Source organism: Piscicoccus intestinalis NBRC 104926 (genome assembly GCF_001515525.1).
Taxonomy (GTDB): domain Bacteria; phylum Actinomycetota; class Actinomycetes; order Actinomycetales; family Dermatophilaceae; genus Kineosphaera; species Kineosphaera intestinalis.
Genome location: NZ_BCNQ01000105.1, coordinates 1 through 16,738, shown reverse-complemented (window position 1 = coordinate 16,738; position 16,738 = coordinate 1). Strand labels below are relative to the sequence as shown.

General features: G+C 71.7%; 16 protein-coding genes and 1 pseudogene. 8 read left to right on the top strand and 9 right to left on the bottom strand.

The window, feature by feature from the left end; all coding sequences use genetic code 11:
• From PINTE_RS15355 to PINTE_RS15345, 3 genes and pseudogenes are all read left to right on the top strand, one after another.
• A pseudogene (locus PINTE_RS15355) lies at positions 1 to 1,005 on the top strand (hypothetical protein); the annotation flags it as partial.
• Positions 1,006 to 1,369: 364 nt separating this feature from the next.
• A complete protein-coding gene (locus tag PINTE_RS15350) occupies positions 1,370 to 1,663 on the top strand; it encodes a nucleotidyltransferase family protein (protein ID WP_068432536.1) in 294 nt (97 codons plus the stop codon).
• A 19-nt stretch (positions 1,664 to 1,682) separates the two neighbouring features.
• Positions 1,683 to 2,012 carry a HepT-like ribonuclease domain-containing protein gene (locus tag PINTE_RS15345; protein WP_245642977.1) on the top strand — a complete coding sequence of 110 codons (330 nt, stop codon included), beginning with the start codon at positions 1,683 to 1,685 and terminating at the stop codon, positions 2,010 to 2,012.
• A 194-nt stretch (positions 2,013 to 2,206) separates the two neighbouring features.
• Here PINTE_RS15345 and PINTE_RS15340 read toward each other — a convergent pair whose 3' ends face one another.
• Positions 2,207 to 2,989, bottom strand: a complete 783-nt coding sequence (locus PINTE_RS15340; RefSeq protein ID WP_068432534.1) for a hypothetical protein — start codon at positions 2,987 to 2,989, stop codon at positions 2,207 to 2,209.
• A 150-nt stretch (positions 2,990 to 3,139) separates the two neighbouring features.
• On the opposite strand from PINTE_RS15340, the gene PINTE_RS15335 reads away from it, so the two are divergent.
• Both PINTE_RS15335 and PINTE_RS15330 read left to right on the top strand, forming a co-directional pair.
• Positions 3,140 to 3,658, top strand: a complete 519-nt coding sequence (locus tag PINTE_RS15335; protein ID WP_068432532.1) for a peptidylprolyl isomerase — start codon at positions 3,140 to 3,142, stop codon at positions 3,656 to 3,658.
• A gap of 172 nt (positions 3,659 to 3,830) precedes the next feature.
• Entirely contained in the window at positions 3,831 to 4,589 is a 759-nt protein-coding gene (locus PINTE_RS15330; RefSeq protein WP_245642976.1) for a rhomboid family intramembrane serine protease, read from the top strand.
• Between the two features lie 258 nt (positions 4,590 to 4,847).
• Here the strand turns inward: PINTE_RS15330 and PINTE_RS22035 are convergent, their stop codons facing one another.
• Positions 4,848 to 5,330 carry a cell division protein CrgA gene (locus tag PINTE_RS22035; protein ID WP_245642975.1) on the bottom strand — a complete coding sequence of 161 codons (483 nt, stop codon included), beginning with the start codon at positions 5,328 to 5,330 and terminating at the stop codon, positions 4,848 to 4,850.
• Between the two features lie 194 nt (positions 5,331 to 5,524).
• On the opposite strand from PINTE_RS22035, the gene PINTE_RS15320 reads away from it, so the two are divergent.
• From PINTE_RS15320 to PINTE_RS15310, 3 genes are all read left to right on the top strand, one after another.
• Positions 5,525 to 6,244 carry a DUF881 domain-containing protein gene (locus PINTE_RS15320; protein ID WP_084343651.1) on the top strand — a complete coding sequence of 240 codons (720 nt, stop codon included), beginning with the start codon at positions 5,525 to 5,527 and terminating at the stop codon, positions 6,242 to 6,244.
• On the top strand, positions 6,231 to 6,980 hold the full coding sequence (locus PINTE_RS15315) for a class E sortase (RefSeq protein WP_245642974.1): 750 nt from the start codon (positions 6,231 to 6,233) through the stop codon (positions 6,978 to 6,980). Before PINTE_RS15320 ends, PINTE_RS15315 begins: the two co-directional genes overlap by 14 nt.
• Before the next feature lie 351 nt (positions 6,981 to 7,331).
• Positions 7,332 to 7,958 carry an aminodeoxychorismate/anthranilate synthase component II gene (locus PINTE_RS15310; protein WP_068432526.1) on the top strand — a complete coding sequence of 209 codons (627 nt, stop codon included), beginning with the start codon at positions 7,332 to 7,334 and terminating at the stop codon, positions 7,956 to 7,958.
• A 32-nt stretch (positions 7,959 to 7,990) separates the two neighbouring features.
• Here the strand turns inward: PINTE_RS15310 and pknB are convergent, their stop codons facing one another.
• The 7 genes from pknB to PINTE_RS22805 all read right to left on the bottom strand — a co-directional run.
• Positions 7,991 to 9,820, bottom strand: a complete 1,830-nt coding sequence (gene pknB / locus PINTE_RS15305) for a Stk1 family PASTA domain-containing Ser/Thr kinase (RefSeq protein ID WP_068432522.1) — start codon at positions 9,818 to 9,820, stop codon at positions 7,991 to 7,993.
• Positions 9,817 to 11,574 (bottom strand): protein kinase domain-containing protein, encoded by a 1,758-nt coding sequence (locus PINTE_RS15300; protein WP_068432520.1) that lies wholly within the window; start codon positions 11,572 to 11,574, stop codon positions 9,817 to 9,819. Before PINTE_RS15300 ends, pknB begins: the two co-directional genes overlap by 4 nt.
• Positions 11,571 to 13,025: a peptidoglycan D,D-transpeptidase FtsI family protein gene (locus PINTE_RS15295; RefSeq protein ID WP_068432517.1), complete on the bottom strand. Its 1,455-nt coding sequence runs from the start codon at positions 13,023 to 13,025 to the stop codon at positions 11,571 to 11,573. Before PINTE_RS15295 ends, PINTE_RS15300 begins: the two co-directional genes overlap by 4 nt.
• Positions 13,022 to 14,443: an FtsW/RodA/SpoVE family cell cycle protein gene (locus PINTE_RS15290; protein ID WP_068432515.1), complete on the bottom strand. Its 1,422-nt coding sequence runs from the start codon at positions 14,441 to 14,443 to the stop codon at positions 13,022 to 13,024. Before PINTE_RS15290 ends, PINTE_RS15295 begins: the two co-directional genes overlap by 4 nt.
• On the bottom strand, positions 14,440 to 15,690 hold the full coding sequence (locus tag PINTE_RS15285) for a PP2C family protein-serine/threonine phosphatase (RefSeq protein ID WP_068432512.1): 1,251 nt from the start codon (positions 15,688 to 15,690) through the stop codon (positions 14,440 to 14,442). The genes PINTE_RS15290 and PINTE_RS15285 overlap by 4 nt, the downstream gene beginning before the upstream one ends.
• 4 nt (positions 15,691 to 15,694) lie before the next feature.
• The gene (locus PINTE_RS15280; protein WP_068432508.1) at positions 15,695 to 16,180 is read right to left on the bottom strand and encodes an FHA domain-containing protein FhaB/FipA; all 486 of its coding nucleotides are present in this window, start codon (positions 16,178 to 16,180) and stop codon (positions 15,695 to 15,697) included.
• A gap of 3 nt (positions 16,181 to 16,183) precedes the next feature.
• Positions 16,184 to 16,738 (bottom strand): FHA domain-containing protein (locus PINTE_RS22805; protein WP_157087283.1); only part of this gene is annotated, 555 nt, incomplete at its 5' end.

Genomic DNA, 16,738 nt, shown 5'->3' with positions numbered 1-16,738 from the left:
GACAGGGGAGGTCGCGTGGACGGGGACACGGTCTTCGGCGTGCTCTTCGCCGCAGTCGCGCTCTGGGTGTTCGTCAGCATCGGCTGGACTGTCTGGACCACGTTGCCGCGCAAGTGGGTTCCGTCAGCCGACGTGTTCGCGGACTCCGCTCCCGGCGTCATCCCACCCGAGCCCGAACAGGCCTCGCGCCGCGCGGCGACCCGCAGCGACGTGGCCGCCCCGGTGGCGGTGCGGTTCGAGCCACCGCAGGGTCTGCGCCCCGAGCACCTCGGCCTGATCGAGCGGGCGGCGGTCGGCAAGCGGGATCTGCCCGCCGCGATCGTCGAGTTCGCGGTCGCGGGTGTCGTCCGCTTGACGCGAGAAAAGCCGGACCGGTCCAGCGCGCTCACCCGGTTCGTCCGTCCCCGCACCCGGTGGCGGGTGCATCTCACCGCGACCGACGGTCCGGGCGTTCCGGCGGCCGCGGAACCCCCGGCGCGGGCCGAGCTGCTCGCGGCCTTCACCGCCGCCGCGCGGGCCGCCGACGGCCGACGCCTCTACCTCGACGACATGGCCGGCGAATTCCGGGCCCGGGTGCCGCGGGCTCGCGCCGAGCTGGCCGGCGAACCCGTCGTCCGCGAGTGGTACCCGCGGTTTCGACCGGGCGGGCCGTTCGCCGGTGCGCGCCGCCGGTCGGCGCTCGGGTCGGCGCTGGCGGCCCAATCGGCCGGCTTCCGGCTGTATCTGGCGACTGCCGAGGCGAACCAGCTGCGCCACGAGGAGGGCGCCGGGGTCTTCAGCCGCTACCTGCCCTGGGCCGCCGCCTACGGACTCACCGAGCGGTGGGTCGGCGTCTTCAAGGAGGCGGCCCGCGGTCTGGACGACCCGGCGCTCGCCCTCGCGTGGAGCCACGACCTCGCGTGGACCGGCCTGAACGTCGACCTGGCCGCAAGGACCTGGCGGGCGCCGTCGACGGCGCGTTCGCGTCGCTGGGCGACGCGCTCGAGGGCTTCAGCGACGCGGTGAGCGACATCGCCGACCAGGTCGGCGAGCTCGCCGACTCCCTGGGTTCCGACGTCGGAGGTGACGGCGGCGGCGATGGTGGCGGTGACGGCGGCGGAGGCGGCGACTGACCGCCACCGACACGACGACCATCGGGTAGTCCCTGAGTTACTCGTTTCGGTTTCCGGGACTCCCGACCGGGGGATCCGGCGGGGTGTTTCGTCGCGGCCGGGGACGCGACGGCCGCTGACGTCGCTGCACGCACCCATGCGTATGCCGTGAGCCCGGTCGCTGTGTGGTCGCCGCTCCGGGCGCAGCGCGAGACATGTGGTCGCCAGTCGCCCCGTTGACGAAGGGCCCCGCGCACCGGCTCCGATAGTCTGAATATGTGCCCACCGTGGAGTTCGACGCGGAGCGCTTGCGCGAGGTGTGCGAGCGTTACGGCGTCGCGTCCTTGGACGTGTTCGGGTCGGTCGCGCGGGGCGAAGACAGCGGTCAGAGCGACATAGATGTGCTCTACGTGTTGAAGCCGGGTGTGCGTCTGGGGTTCCGGCTGTTCGACCTCGAGGACGAGTTGGCCGATGTCTTCGATCGGCCAGTCGACTTGGTCGCGCGTCGGGCGGTCAACAAGTATATCCGCGAGCAGGTTCTCGCCGACGCGCGGCCCCTTTATGCGGCGTGATCTCCTGCTCCTTCGCGAGATGCGCGACGCTGCCTTGTCTATCCGAGAACTCGTCGCGGGGCGGAGTTCGGAACAGGTCGAGGCCGACAGCATGCGCCGCGCGGCCCTCCTGTGGCACTTCACGGTCCTTGGTGAGGCCGCACGTCAGGTGTCCGCGGACACGAAGAGCGCGGAGCCAGAGATCGCTTGGCGCGCTGCATCACGGATGCGCAACCGCATCGTTCACGGCTACTGGGATCTGGACGTCGAGACCCTTGTCGCCACCGCAACCGACGACCTGCCGCGTATGATTGCGCAGCTGGAGCTCCTCATCGCCGTTCTCGATGGGGACGATGCCGAGCACCCCTGACGCTTCCCCGGCCAATTACGCGCTCGCGTGCGAAGCACGTGCCTGAACACGGCTGTGACGGGCGGGCCCGTGGAGCTGTGCCGGGGGCGGAAGAGATGGCCATGTTCGCGGCCGCCGAGACTTTCGGGGAACCACCCACGACGAAGCCCGCGCACCGGCAGGTACGCGGGCTTCGACGGTGTGCGAGTCGGGCGTCAGCCGTCCTTGCGCTCGGGGTCGGCGTCCTTGATGTCGACGATCTCGACCTCGCCGGGCTCGACGACGGGCGCCTCGGAGATGTCGGAGACGGGGGCGTCGGCCGAGTCCTGCGCCGCGACCTCGGAGACCGATCCCGCGGCGGCGACGTCGGCGGCACCGAGGTCGGCGTCGGTCGTCGACGCGCGGCCGGTGGTCGGCGCGACGTAGGGGTCGGTCAGCGGGCGCGCCCACGGGTCGTCCTTGGGCTCGGCCTGGCGCTGCCGCAGGAAGTACACGACACCGGCGGCGAGGCCGGCGGTGAACAGCGCGGAGAGCAGGCTCGCGAAGATGCCCTTCTTGCGCTTCTCCTTCTTCTTCGCCTCGCCGGTGACGACGTCCTTGGCGTACAGCGCGTTCTTGCGCGCCTTCTTCTGGCTCTTGCGCGCGCTCTTGGCGGCGGAGTCCGCGCTGTCGCTGAGCCGGTCGGCGGCCTTGTGCTGCGCGGCGGTGCCGGCGGCGATGAGGCCGGCGACGGTCTCCGCGACCTTGTCCTTGGCGTCCTCGGCGTTGTGCGAGACCGACTCACTCGCGGCGGCGAGCTTCGGCGCCGCCGCGGCCTTGACGGCCTGCGCCTGCTCGTCGGCCCGCGACTTGGCGTCGTCGGCGGAAGCCGCGGCCGTCGCGGCAGCCGCTCCGGCCGCCGCTACCGCGGACTTCTTCAGCGCGTGCAGCGTGGGCACCGAGACGCGCTTCGTCGTCAGCGTCGGCACGGTCACCTTCTTCGTGTTGCGTTCGAACACGTTCCCTCCTTGACGGGTGTCGTCTTCTTCTGCCCCATCCTGCCCTGACCTATGCCCACACGCCCAATGGGATGGGGCACGAGTCGCCTCTCGGGTGACGTGCAGGGCGTCGCACGGGACCGTCCCGACGGGCGTGACAGGATGGCGGGCATGAATGCAACGCTGCACACCAACCACGGCGACATCGAGGTCGTGCTCTTCGGCGACGACGCGCCGAAGACCGTCGAGAACTTCGTCGGTCTCGCCAAGGGCGAGAAGGAGTACCGCGACGACGCCGGACGCACCAACCCGCAGCCGTTCTTCGACGGCCTGATCTTCCACCGGATCATCCCCAACTTCATGATCCAGGGCGGCTGCCCGCTCGGTCAGGGCATGGGCGGCCCGGGTTACGCCTTCGACGACGAGATCAGCCCCGACAAGGACTTCACCAAGCCGTACATCCTCGCGATGGCCAACGCGGGCAAGCGCATGGGCCGCGGCACGAACGGGTCGCAGTTCTTCATCACCGTCGCCCCGACCACGTGGCTGCAGGGCAAGCACACGATCTTCGGCGAGGTCGCCGACCAGGCCAGCCGCGACGTCGTCGACGCCATCGCGGCCGTCAAGACCGGCCGCAACGACAAGCCGGTCGAGCCGGTCGTCATCGAGAAGGTCACGATCAGCGAGTGAGTCGCTCGAGGTCGACGCACGCATGACACAGACGCCACCCCCGGAGCCGGCCCCGGTCGAGCGACCGACGTGCCCGCGCCATCCCGACCGGGAGAGCCACCTGCGCTGCCAGCGGTGCGGGCGCCCCACGTGTCCGGAATGTCAGCGCCCGGCGCCGGTCGGGTTCCACTGCGTGGACTGTCTGCGTGCGTCGACCGCCGCGGCCCCCACCGCCCGCACCCGGATCGGCGGCCTCGCCGGTCAGGAGCGCCCGACGACGACGTACGTGCTCATCGGGCTGTGCGTCGCCGCGTTCGTCCTGCAGCGCATCGACCCCCAGCTCATCGGTCAGGGCGCGTTCACCCCCTACCTCGGCGACACCCAGCCCTGGCGTTTCGTGACGTCGGCGTTCCTGCATTCCCCGCAGATGCTGACGCACATCCTGTTCAACATGCTGTGCCTGTGGCAGATCGGGCAGTGGCTCGAGCCGCTGCTCGGCTGGGCCCGGTTCCTCACGCTCTACCTGGTCAGCGCCGTCGGCGGATCCGTCGGATACCTGCTGCTGGCGTTCCCGCCGCAGACGATGGCGCAGATGGACAGCACGTGGGTCACCCCGATGGTCGGCGCCTCCGGGGCCGTTTTCGGGCTGTTCGGCGCCACCGTCGTCTTCCTGCGCCACCTCGGCTCCTCCGCCCGCGGCATGTGGATCCTGTTGGCCATCAACGCTGCCCTGCCGCTGATCTACCCCTCGATCGCCTGGCAGGCGCACCTCGGCGGCTTCATCACCGGCGCCGCCCTCGCCGCCGTGCTCCTGGTGACCCGCAGCCGTGAGCGCGCCCGCCTCCAGTGGCCCGCCCTCGGCGGTGTGGCCCTCGTCGTCGCGCTCCTCGCGGTCGTCAAATACCTCACCGTCGACACCGGCTTCGTCGACTCCGTCGTCCGCTACGCCTGACCGCTACGCCCGACCTCGATCTGGTCGCGCCTTCGTCGCGGACTGGTCGCGGGGCGGCCGTGCATTCCCCGCAATCACCCTGTCTCCCGCTCGTCCACAGCGTCTTCCACACCTGTGATTACAGCGGTGTGATTCATCCCCAGTCGTGGATAACCCTGTGGATAACTCGGTGCGCGGGCCGGTTGTGCACAAGGCCGCGGACAACGGACAGCGCCGGCGCCCGGGAGTCCTGGGCACCGGCGCTGTCGGAGCGCGAGGTCAGCGCCAGCGGGTGGTCATGATGAAGCCCGCCACGATGAACGCGAACCCGATGAGCAGGTTCCAGTTGTGCCACGCGGAGACGGGCCACTGCCCGGCCGACAGGTAGAACACGACGACCCAGATGAGCCCGATGATCATGAGCCCGAGCATCACCGGCACGAACCACGTCGGGTTCGGCGGCGGGGCCTTGGCGATCGAGTCGTGCTGCCCACCGCGCTCCGCGCGGCGCTGCTTGCGGGTCGGGCGGCCCTTGCGCGCCGTCTTGCCCTTGCCGGCGCCCTGCCCCTCGCCGTGCTCCTTGGCGGCCTCCTCGCCGTGCTCCTTGGGGTGCTCTTTGGCGTGGCTCTTGGGTTGGCCGGCGCCCTGGTCCTGGACCGTCTCAGCGGAGGCCGCATCTGTCGTCGGGTTCACTCCCTTGGCCGGGGTCGGCCCCCCGCTGGAGTCGGTGCGTGAGCGGTCGACGTCGTCGGTGTCTGCCACCGTGAGTCCTCCGGGAGTCTGTGAGCCTGCGTGAGCGGTCGGACGAGTTTCCCCGCCAGCTTACGTGCGCATACTGGGGACGGCTTGCCCGCCACGGGGGCGCGGCCGATAAGGACGGTGAACGGCTCGATCCACGCGTGGATCGGAGTCGGGCACAAGGGAACACAGCATCCACCCCGAAGGAGGCGCGCGGCATGAAGAGCCGGATCTGGTCGGCGGCCGTTCCGGTCGTCGCCGCGCTCGCGGGGCTGCTGTTCGCCACGAGCGCCGGCGCCGCCCGCGGCTCGGACCTGCGCGCCGGCGGCACCGACCTGCCCGGCCTCATCCGCAGCGACACCCGCACCGTCGAGGGCAAGGCCGCGCAGGCGCAGGCCCTGCGCCGGCAGGTCGACGGGCTCACGGCGCAGCTCGCCGCGAGCGACCCGGAGCTGGCGCAAGAGTCGGCCCGCAGCGCGCGGCTCGCGCCGCTGGCCGGCACGGAGGCGGTGACCGGCCTGTCGCTGCGGGTCGAACTCTCCGACGCCGGGACCGGCGGGCGCATCCCCGAGGGCTACACCGTCGACGACGTCGTCGTGCACCAACAGGACGTGCAGGCCGTCGTCAACGCCCTGTGGGCCGCGGGCGCCGAGGCGATGACGATCCAGGACCAGCGGGTCATCGCGACGAGCGCCGTTCGCTGCGTGGGCAACACGCTGATCCTGCAGGGCCGGGTGTACTCCCCGCCGTACGTCATCACCGCGCTCGGCGACCCGGTCACGCTGCGCGCCGGGCTCGACGGCGACCGGGCCGTCTCCGTGTACCGGGAGTACGTCGACCTCGTCGGGCTCGGGTACCGGGTCAGCGAGCCGGGCGAGGTGACGATGCCGGCGTTCACCGGTGAGGTGAATCCGAGGTTCGCGCGTGTCGACCGCTGAGCGGGTGCGGCCGGCGCCGTCCCGCCGGGGTCGCGAGCCGCGGCGACCGGCCCGGCTCCTCGACGTCGCGATCGGCGTGGTCGGCGAGGTGCTCGTCACGCTCGGGGTGCTCGTGCTGGCGTTCCTCGCCTGGCAGCTGTGGTGGACCGACGTCGTCGCCGACGGCGAGCAGGCCCAGACCGTCTCCGGTTTGGAGCAGCGGTTCGCCGCCGCCCGCGCGCCCGACGTGACCGCGCAGGTCGGCCAGGCGTTCGCGACGATCCGCATCCCCCGGTTCGGGGCCGACTACGTGCGGCCGGTCATCGAGGGCACGGCCAAGGCGCAGATCGACGCCGGAGTCGGGCACTCCCCGGGCACGGCGATGCCCGGCCGGGTCGGCAACTTCGCGACCGCGGGGCACCGGGTCACCTACGGCAAGCCGTACAACCTCATCCACACGCTGCGGCCCGGCGACGCGATCGTCGTGGAGACGAGCGCGGGCTGGTCGGTGTACCGCTACCAGCGGCACCGGATCGTGACCCCCGACCAGACGCAGGTGCTCGCCCCGGTGCCGGATCGGCCGGGCGTCGAGCCGACGCAGGCGTGGATGACGCTCGTGGCGTGCCACCCGCCGTTCAGCGCGCGCGAACGGTACGTCGGCTACGCGTTGTTGGAGCGGTTCGTGCCGCGCGACCAGGGCCCGCCGACGGACGCGCTCGCGGCCCCCGCCGGCGCCGCGACGAACGGGACGGGGTAGCCGATGTACGCGATGCTGTGGCGCCACCTGCCCGGGCCGTGGCCCGTGCGTCGTCATCTGCCTGCTGCTGGCGGCCGCGGTGCTCGCGGCCTGCGCGCAGTGGCTGTTCCCGTGGGTCGCCTCCTGGCTGCCGATGAACGACGCCGGGGTGCACGCGGCTCTCGCCGCCCACGCGGTTGCCGAGCGTGCTGCAGCCCCCTAACCTGCCGAACCCGCCGGAGCTGTCGAGCCCGCCGAGACCGTGAAGCCGCGGGGCCCGCCACGCACTGAAACTTGGCCGCCCCCGGGACCCGCGCCGGCGGGCGCGTAGGCTGACGAACCGCCGCACACCCCGCCGTCTGGAGGCCCGCCGTGACGTCCATCCTCGTGGTCGACAACTACGACAGCTTCGTCTACACGATCGTCGGCTACCTGCAGCAGCTCGGCGCGCAGTGCACGGTGGTGCGCAACGACGAGGTCGACGTCGACTCCGTCGGCGGGTACGACGGCGTGCTCGTCTCGCCCGGGCCGGGCACCCCCGAGGAGGCGGGCGCGTCGATGGAGGTGATCCGCCGCTGCGGGCAGCTCGGGGTGCCGATGCTGGGGGTGTGCCTGGGGCATCAGGCGCTCGGGGTCGTCACCGGGGCGGTCGTCGGCCGGGCCGCGGAACTGCTGCACGGCAAGACGTCGCAGGTCGTGCACGACGGCACCGGCGTGCTCGCGGGGTTGCCGAGCCCGTTCACCGCCACCCGCTACCACTCGCTCGCGATCGACTCCGCGACCGTCGGCCCGGACCTCGTCGTCAACGGACGCACCGACTCCGGGGTCATCATGGCCGCCCATCACGCGAGCCTGCCGCTGCACGGGGTGCAGTTCCACCCCGAGAGCGTGCTCACGCAGGGGGGTCACCGGCTCCTGGCCAACTGGCTGCAGCTGTGCGGGGCGGCCGACGCCGTGGAGCGCTCGCGGGGCCTGGGTCCGCTGGTCAGCGCCTCCTGAGGCGCCCCCTGAGGCGCCTCCCGGCGACCCGACTACTGGTCCGGGTCGTCGGTGGTGTCCTCGGGTGAGGGCTCGTCGCTGGGGGACTCCTCGGTGGGCTGCGGCGACTCGGTGGTGGTCGCCGGAGGAGCCGGGGTGGTCGTCACCGTCTCCGTGACCGTCTGCGTGGTGGGGGCCGAGCGCACGACGCTGATGACGACCTCGGTGCCGACCTGCACCTTGGAACGTGCCGGGTAGGACTGGCCGACGACCGTGCCGGCGCGGCGGGTGCTCGTGGCGTCCTCGGCCCGGTAGCGCAGGCCGACGTCGTTGAGCGCCTCCGCGGCGTTGGACTCGGTCATGCCGACGACCTCGGGCACGACGGTCATGCCAGTGCTGATGTTCAGCGTCACGGCCGTGCCCTCGGGCACGCGCGCCGACGCCTTCGGCTCGGTGGACACGACGCTGCCCTGGTTGACCTGGTAGTTGTCCACCGACTTGATCTCGCCGACGGTCAACTTCAGGTCCCGCAGCTTCTGGATCGCGGTGTCCTGCTGGTAGTTGCGCAGGTTCGGTACCGTCACCCGGCCCGGCCCGGTCGACACCATGAGCTGGATCGTGCTGTCCGGCGGGCGCGTGCCGTCCTTGGGGTTCTGGTCGACGACGGTGCCGGCCGCCGCCGAATTCGCCACGGGTTCGGAGGCGGCGACGAGCCCGGCGTTGGTGATCTCGGCCGTGGCGTCGGCCTCGCTCTTGCCGACGACGTTCGGCACCGCGACCGGCTCGGGATCGCCCCACAGCGCGTCGCGTCCGAACCACAGCCCTAGCCCCGCGAGCAGCACGACGAGCGCCGCGATGAGCCAGGGCAGCGCGCGGTTGCGACGCTCGGGCTCCGGCTGCTCCTGCGCGAGGTAGGCGTGGGCGCCGGTGCGCATCTCGGTCGGCGCGATGGGCGCGGAGACCTGCGGCATCGGTCCCGGAGCCAGCTCGCCCGCCTCGATCGCGGCGGCCGCGGCGAGCGTCGGCTCGCGGCGCAGCACCGCCTCCAGGTCGGCGGCGAACTCCTCGCCCGACTGGTAGCGCTGGTCCGGGTCCTTGGCGAGGGCGTGCAGGATGACGACGTCGAGGTTCGAGGGCACGTCGGGGGCGTGCAGCGACGGGGGCTGCGGCGGCTCGCCGACGTGCTGGTAGGCGATCGCCACCGGGGAGTCGCCGACGAACGGCGTGCGGCCGGCGACCAGTTCGTACAGCAGGCAGCCGGCGGAGTACAGGTCGGAGCGGACGTCGATGTCGCGGCCCTGGGCCTGTTCCGGGGAGAGGTACTGGGCGGTGCCGACGACGATGCTCGTGTTCGTCATCGTGGCCGCGGTGTCGGCGATGGCGCGGGCGATGCCGAAGTCCATCACCTTGGCGCGGTCGGCGGAGTCGAGCATGACGTTCGCCGGCTTGATGTCGCGATGGATGATGCCGTGCTGGTGGCTGTACTGCAGCGCGTTGAGCACCTGGCCCATGATGCGCACCGCGCGCATCGGCTCCAGCGGACCCTCCTCGTGCAGGATGTCGCGCAGTGTGCGGCCCTTGACGTACTCCATGACGATGAACGGCACCGGCATGTCGGCGCCGCCGGTCTCCAGGAGGATGTCCTCGCCGGAGTCGAACACCGCGACGATCGACGGGTGGTTCAGGCTCGCGGCCGACTTGGCCTCGCGCCGGAACCGCTGCAGGAAGGTGTTGTCGCGCGCCAGCTCCGAACGCAGGATCTTGACGGCGACGTCTCGCCCGAGCCGGGCGTCGTACGCGGCGTGCACCTCGGCCATGCCTCCACGGCCGATGAGCTCGCCGACCTCGTAGCGGCCGGCCAGAAGGCGGGTCGCTTCGGTCACCGCGTCACCGTCCCCTCGCTCGTCTGGCCACTGGCCTGGGTGTCGGCCTCATTATCGGACTGCGCCTGCCGGGTGTCGCTCTGACTCTCGGCCTGCGCCTGCTGGGTGCCCCCATTCGCGGAGCCAGTCGCCCCATCGCCCGAATTTCCTTGATCCTGAGTCGAATTGGAGCTTTCGGGGGCGGCATTGGTGCCGGTGCCGTTGTTGGCCTGCGAGCCGCCGTTGGTCGGTTCGTCGGCCGGCTGGTCGCCGCCGTTGTCGTTGGTCGGGCTCGGCTCCTCCGTCGGCTCCGCCGTCGGCTGCTCGGTGGGCTCGTCGGTGGTCGGAGCCTGGGTGGGTGTCGAGTCCGGCGTCGTGGCCTGGGTGGTCGGTTGCGGGGCGCTCGTGCGGGTCGGACCGCTGGAGACGCGCAGGGTGATCGGCCGGCCGGCGACGACGTCACCGGTGGGGTTGATGGCGATGACCCGCCCGGAACTCACCTCGCTGCTCGACTCCTCGACCGTCGTCGTGTTCGGGAAACCGAGTTCGCGCAGGCGGGCCTGGGCGGCCTCCACCGTCATGCCGCGGAACTCGGCGGAGTCGAGGTTGACGACCGACGGGCTCGTCGTCTCGGTGGGCGAGGGATCGCCAGACCCGCCGAACAGGCCGGACTGCGCGACGAAGTAGCCGCCGAGCCCGAGGAGCAGCAGCAAAGGCAGCAGCCACAGCAACGGGTTCATCCGACGCTTGCGCTGCTGGGGCGGCATGGGCCCGGTCTGGTAGGCGCCGGTGCCCTGGTTGTAGCCGCCGGGGTACCCGGGAGGCGGGTACTGGCCCTGCGGGTAGCCCTGGGCGTAGCCGGCTGCCGGGGTCGGGGCGGTGGCCGGCGCGGTCGGCGGGGCCATGCGTTGGGTGGCGGCGGCCTCCGGGGAGAGCACCTGGGTGTTGGCGAAGGCGGCCGCCTCCGGTCCGCCGCGCAGCGCCGAGGCGACGGCGGCCGCGGACTCCGGCCGCTGCGAGGGGTTCTTGGCCAGGCAGGCCATGATGACGCCGGCCAGCGGCTGACCGACTCCGGCCGGCAGCGGCGGCGGGTCGTTGTGGATGTGCGCCATCGCGGTGGCCACCGGCGACCCCTCGTCGAAGGGCCGCTTGCCGGTGAGCATCTCGTGGCCGACGACGCCGAGGCTGTACAGGTCGCTGGCGGGTACCGCGGGCTTGCCGGTGGCCTGCTCGGGCGAGATGTACTGGGCGGTGCCCATGACCTCACCGGTGCGGGTGATCGGGGCGGCGTCGACGGCGCGGGCGATGCCGAAGTCGGTGAGCTTCACCTCGCCGTCGGCGCGCACGAGGATGTTCGCCGGCTTGACGTCGCGGTGGATGACGCCGGCGTCGTGCGCGGCCTGCAGCGCGGAGGCGGCCTGGGCGAGGATCGACGCGGTGCGCTTCGCGCCCAGCGGGCCGTCGTCCTTGATGATCTGCGACAGCGGCGGCCCCTCGACGAGCTCCATGACGAGCCAGGAGGCGCCGGAGTCTTCGCCGTAGTCGTAGACGGCGGCGATGTTGGGGTGCGAGAGCATGGCGCCGTTGCGCGCCTCCTCGCGGAAGCGGCGGGTGAAGCCGGGTTGGTCGGCCAGCGAGGGCGACAGCAGCTTCATCGCGACCGTGCGGCCGAGCACCTGGTCGGCGGCCCGCCACACCTCGCCCATGCCACCGACGGCGATGCGGTCGCCGAGCGTGTAGCGGTTTCCGAAGACGGTCCCGGTCTGGAACTTCATTGCTCGATCACTGCCTTCATGACGTTGCGAGCGATCGGTGCGGCGACTGACCCACCGCCCGCTGACATACCTGCTTTGCCGCCGTCCTCCACGACGACCGCGACGGCGACCTTGGGGTCGTTCGCCGGTGCGAAGGACGTGAACCACGCGTGTGGCGCGAGCCCTTCGCCGTGCTGGGCTGTACCCGACTTGCCGGCCACCTGCACGCCGGAGATCTGTGCCCGGGTGCCGGTGCCGTCGGTGACGACGGCCTCCATCATCCGGGTGAGGGCGGCCGCGTTCTCGGCGCTCATCGCCTGACTCAGCTCCGTCGGGGCGGTCTGGTCGATGACCTCGAGGTCGGAGCCGCGGGTCTGCTTGACGAGATAGGGCTGCATGACCTTGCCCTGGTTGGCGACCGCGGCCGAGAGCATCGCGACCTGCAGCGGCGTGACGCGCACGTCGTACTGGCCGATGGCCGCCTGGGCCTCCTGCGGCGGGTTCATCTGGTCGGGCACCGAACTGGGCGTGACCGACATCGGCACCTGGAGCTGCTGGCCGAAGCCGAACTTGGCGGCCTCGTCGCGGACGGTCTGACCGCCGAGCTGCATGCCGAGGTAGCCGAACGCGGTGTTGCAGGAGTCCTGCAGCGCCTCCAGGAGCGTGACCGTGCCGTTGCCGCACTGGCCGCCCCAGTCGTTGACGAGACCCGCGGTGGTCTGCGGCAGGTCGAGGGTCTTCGGGCCGGGCAGCTGGGAATTCTCGGTGTACTGCCCCGACGACAGCGCGGCGGCGGCGGTGACGATCTTGAACACCGACCCCGGCGGGTACAGGTCGCCGCCGATCGCGCGGTTGACCAGCGGCTTGGTGGCCGCGGAGTTGAGCTGGGTCCAGGCGGCCTGCGCCGTGTCGGAGTCGTGGCTGCTCAGGCTGTTGGGGTCGTACTGCGGGTGGCTGACCATCGCGAGGATCGCCCCGGTCTTGGGGTCGAGCGCGACGACCGAGCCGCGCTGGTTGCCGAGCGCGTTCTCGGCGGCCTGCTGCGCGAGGGGGTCGATGGTCAACTCGAGGCTGACGCCCTTGGGCTGGATGCCGGTGAGCAGGTCGCCGAGCCGGCGGTAGAACAGCTGGTCGGACTGGCCGGTGAGCAGGCCGTTCTCGGCGGATTCGAGCCCGCCTCCGGCTCCGTAGAGGAACGAGAAGTAGCCGGTGATGTGGCTGTACAGCTTGCCCTGCGGGTAGCTGCGCTGGTACTTCAGCTCGTCGTCGGTGGCCTCGGAGCGGGCCACGGCCTCGCCGCCGACGAGGATCGCGCCGCGCTCCTGGGAGTACGAGGCGAGCAGCGTGCGACGGTTGCCGGGGCGGTCGCGCAGTTCACCGGCCTGCACGAACTGGATCCAACTCGTGGCGATGAACAGGGTGCAGAAGAGCGCCGCGACGAGCAGCGACATGCGCCGGATGGGGTTGTTCATGCGCGCGCCTCCCTGGCCGGGCCCTGCGGCGCGGCCGAACGGCCCGCCTCCTGCGTGGCGGGTGCGGGCGGGGTGTGCGGCACGATGACCTCGTTCTCCACCGGTCGGCGGGCGTGGTCGCTGATGCGCAGCAGCAGCGCGATGATCGTCCAGTTGGCCAGCAGCGAGGAGCCACCGGCGGACAGGAACGGGCTGGTCAGGCCGGTGAGCGGGATGACCCGGGTGACGCCGCCGACGACGACGAAGATCTGCAGCGCCACGGAGAAGGCCAGGCCGGCGGCGATGAGCTTGCCGAACCCGTCGCGGGTGCCCAGGGCGGTGCGCAGGCCGCGCTCGACGAGCAGCACGTACAGCATGAGGATCGCGAAGAGACCGACGAGACCGAGCTCCTCACCGAAGCTGGGGATGATGAAGTCGGACTCGGCGAAGTACGTCAGCTGCGGGTTGCCCTGCCCGAGGCCGGTGCCGAGCAGGCCGCCGGCGCCCATGCCCATGAGGCCGCGCACGAGCTGGTCGCTTTGCGCGAGCGCCTGTTCGGACCACGGGTCGAGCCAGAACATGACGCGCTGTTGCACGTGCCCGAACAGCAGGTAGGCGAGGTAGGCGCCGCCGCTGAACAGCAGGAGGCCGATGGCGACCCAGCTGATGCGTTCGGTCGCGAGGTAGAGCATCGAGACGAACAGGCCGAAGAACAGCAGCGAGCTACCGAGGTCGCGCTGGAAGACGAGCACCGCCAGCGAGGCGAGCCACACGAGCAGGATCGGCGCGAGGTCGCGGCCGCGGGGCAGCGGGAAGCCGAGCACGCGTTTGCCGGACAGCGACAGGGCGTCGCGGGTCTGCACGAGGTAGGCGGCGAAGAAGATCGTCAGGATGATCTTGGCGACCTCGCCGGGCTGGAACGAGAACGGCCCGATCGAGATCCAGATGCGGGCGCCGTTGATGCTCTGCCCGAGACCCGGGATCAGCGGCAGCAGCAGGAACATCAGGCCGGCGAGCATGAGCGTGAACATGTAGCGCCGCAGCCGGCGGTGGTCGCGCAGCACGATGAGCACGCCGGCGGCGATGACCATGCTCAGCGCGCTCCACATGACCTGCCGGTTGGCCATGGCCTCGGAGCCGAACCGCTCGTTGGCCAGGTCGAGGCGGTGGATCATGACGAGGCCGAGGCCGTTGAGCAGCGTCGCGATCGGCAGCAGCAGCGGGTCGGCGTAGGAGGCGCGCCAGCGCAGCACGATGTGGAAGGCGACGGCGAACCCCAGCAGCCAGGCGGCCTGGGTGACCAGGTCGATCGGCACCTGCCCCTGCACGGCGAAGCCGACGTTGAGGTAGGCCAGCATCACGATGCCGACGGCGAGCAGCAGCAGGGCCAACTCGACGTTGCGTCGCGTGCGGGGAACGAAGGAGGAGACGGTGGTCATGACTGCCCCGATCCGCAGGGAATCCCCTGGCTGCGGCGCGCCTCGCATGCGGCGGCCTGGTTGCGTAGTTCGGTGACCTGCGCATCCGCGGCACCCTGGTCGGCCGCCGGGATGGTGCGTTGCACGAGGTCGCGGTAGTAGTCGGGCAGGTTGGCCACGTCGACGTCGCTGGTGGTTTGCACCGACGACAGCGTGATCGGGCCCAACTGCTGCGGTAGACCTTGGAAGATCGCCACCTTTCCGCCGGATTCGCCGACGAACAGTTGTTGCTGGGTCCAGGCGTAGGCGCCGTAGAGGCCGCCGATGAGGGCGAAGCCGAGGATGACGCTGAGCGCGACGATGCGGGCGACGCGGCCGCGGCGGCGCGGTTCGTCGTCGAGGTCGGGCTCGTCGGGGGCGGCGGGCACGACCGTGCGACGCAGCGCCGCGGCCTTCTGCGCCGGGCTCAGCGCGATCGGCTGGGTCTGTTCGGCGCGGCGTTCGGCGACGGCGCCGACGACGATCGGTTGCACCGACCCGCTGTCGGCCTTGACGATGTCGCCGACGACGCACGTGACGTTGTCGGGGGCGCCGGCGCGCATCGCGAGGTCGACGAGACGGCGGGCGGCGTCGGCGGGCGGACCGTCTCCGACGACCTCCTCGATGGTGTCGCGGCCGACGTAGTCGGACAGGCCGTCGGAGCAGATGAGGTAGCGGTCGCCGATGCGGGCCTGGCGCATCGACAGGTCGGGCTCGTCTTCGGGGGCGCCGGTGAGCACGCGGGTGACGAGGCTGCGCTGGGGGTGGTGCTCGGCCTCTTCTTCGCTGATGCGGCCGGCGTCGACGAGGGACTGCACGAACGAGTGGTCGCGGGTGATCTGGCTGAACTGGCCGTCGCGCAGCAGGTAGGCACGGGAGTCGCCGATGTGCACGAGCGCGAGCCCGTTGGCGCCGCAGCGCATGAGCGCGGTGAGGGTGGTGCCCATGCCGTGCAGGCCGGGGTCGGCGGCCATGGCCCGGGCCAGGGAGCGGTTGGCTTCGGCGACGGTGTCGGCGAGGAGCTCGAGGGCGTCGTCGGCGCCGTGACTGTCTCCGTCCAGGGGCGCGAGGCGCGCCAGCACGAGGGAACTCGCGACGTTGCCGCCCGCGTGCCCGCCCATGCCGTCGGCGACGGCGAGCAGGTGCGGACCGGCGTAGCCGGAGTCCTCGTTACGCGAGCGCACCAGACCGACGTCGGTGCGCGCCGCGAATCGGACGGCGACGGTCATGCGATTACCGCCTCAGCTCCAGGACGGTGGTGCCGATGCGCAGCTGCGTGCCGGCCTGGAGCTGGTGGGGGGTGCTGATGCGCTCGCCGTTGACGTGGGTGCCGTTGGTGGAGCCGAGGTCTTCGACGTACCAGGACTTGCCGTCGTAGTAGACGCGGGCGTGCCGGCCCGAGGCGTAGTCGTCGTCGAGCACGAGGGTGCACTCGGGGTTGCGGCCGAGGAGCACGCCGGATTCTTTGAGCGGCACGGTGGTTCCGCGCATAGGGCCCTCGGTGACGGCGAGCACGGAGAAGCCGCGCTTGGAGCGCTGCGGGGTGTTCGGGGTGGGACGGCCCCGCGCCGCTCGGCGCCCGCCGGCGGCGCCGGGGGTGCGCTGCACGATGCGGGTGCCGTACAGGTCGGAGCGCAGCACACCGACGATGCTGAAGATGAACAGCCACAGCAGCACCAGGAGGCCGAGGCGCACGACGGTGAGGGTGAGTTCGCCCATAGATCAGCGCCTCCGGGTGCGGACGATGAAGGAGACCCGGCCGACGGTGACGCGGTCGCCGTCGTCGAGGCGTTGGGAGCCGACGCGCTCGCCGTTGACGAACGTGCCGTTCGTCGAGCCGAGGTCACGCAGCCCGACGACGAGGTGCGGGCCGTCGTGCGTGACGCGCACCTCGGCGTGGCGGCGGCTGACGCCTGGGTCGTCGAGCGTGATGTCGGCCTGGCCGTCGCGGCCGATGATCGTGATCGCCGACAGCAGCGGGTAGGTGTCGCCGTTGATCTCGATCCACGGGCGGTGGCTCGGGTCGGGCATCGGCGGCGCGATGTTGACCTGGGTGGCCGCGTCGCCGCGGCGCACCTCCATGTCGTCGTACTGCCGGTCGTCGTCGTACTGCCGCGGGTCCGGTGCGCGGTCGCCGTACCCGCGCTCGTCGTCGAAGCCGGCTCGGTCGTCGGCTCGCGCGTCGTCACGATTCCGGAGACGGTCGCGCTCGGCCCGCTCGGCGGCACCGTGCTCGGCGCGGGCCCCCTGCGGGTGCTCCGTGCGGTGCGTCGCGCG

Bases quoted from the DNA above. Each gene is read 5' to 3' on its own strand.
- PINTE_RS15345 (WP_245642977.1), top strand. From the start codon at position 1,683: ATGCGCGACGCTGCCTTGTCTATCCGAGAACTCGTCGCGGGGCGGAGT.
- PINTE_RS15335 (WP_068432532.1), top strand. From the start codon at position 3,140: ATGAATGCAACGCTGCACACCAACCACGGCGACATCGAGGTCGTGCTC.
- PINTE_RS15320 (WP_084343651.1), top strand. From the start codon at position 5,525: ATGAAGAGCCGGATCTGGTCGGCGGCCGTTCCGGTCGTCGCCGCGCTC.
- PINTE_RS15300 (WP_068432520.1), bottom strand. From the start codon at position 11,574: ATGAAGTTCCAGACCGGGACCGTCTTCGGAAACCGCTACACGCTCGGC.
- PINTE_RS15295 (WP_068432517.1), bottom strand. From the start codon at position 13,025: ATGAACAACCCCATCCGGCGCATGTCGCTGCTCGTCGCGGCGCTCTTC.
- PINTE_RS15290 (WP_068432515.1), bottom strand. From the start codon at position 14,443: ATGACCACCGTCTCCTCCTTCGTTCCCCGCACGCGACGCAACGTCGAG.
- PINTE_RS15285 (WP_068432512.1), bottom strand. From the start codon at position 15,690: ATGACCGTCGCCGTCCGATTCGCGGCGCGCACCGACGTCGGTCTGGTG.
- PINTE_RS15280 (WP_068432508.1), bottom strand. From the start codon at position 16,180: ATGGGCGAACTCACCCTCACCGTCGTGCGCCTCGGCCTCCTGGTGCTG.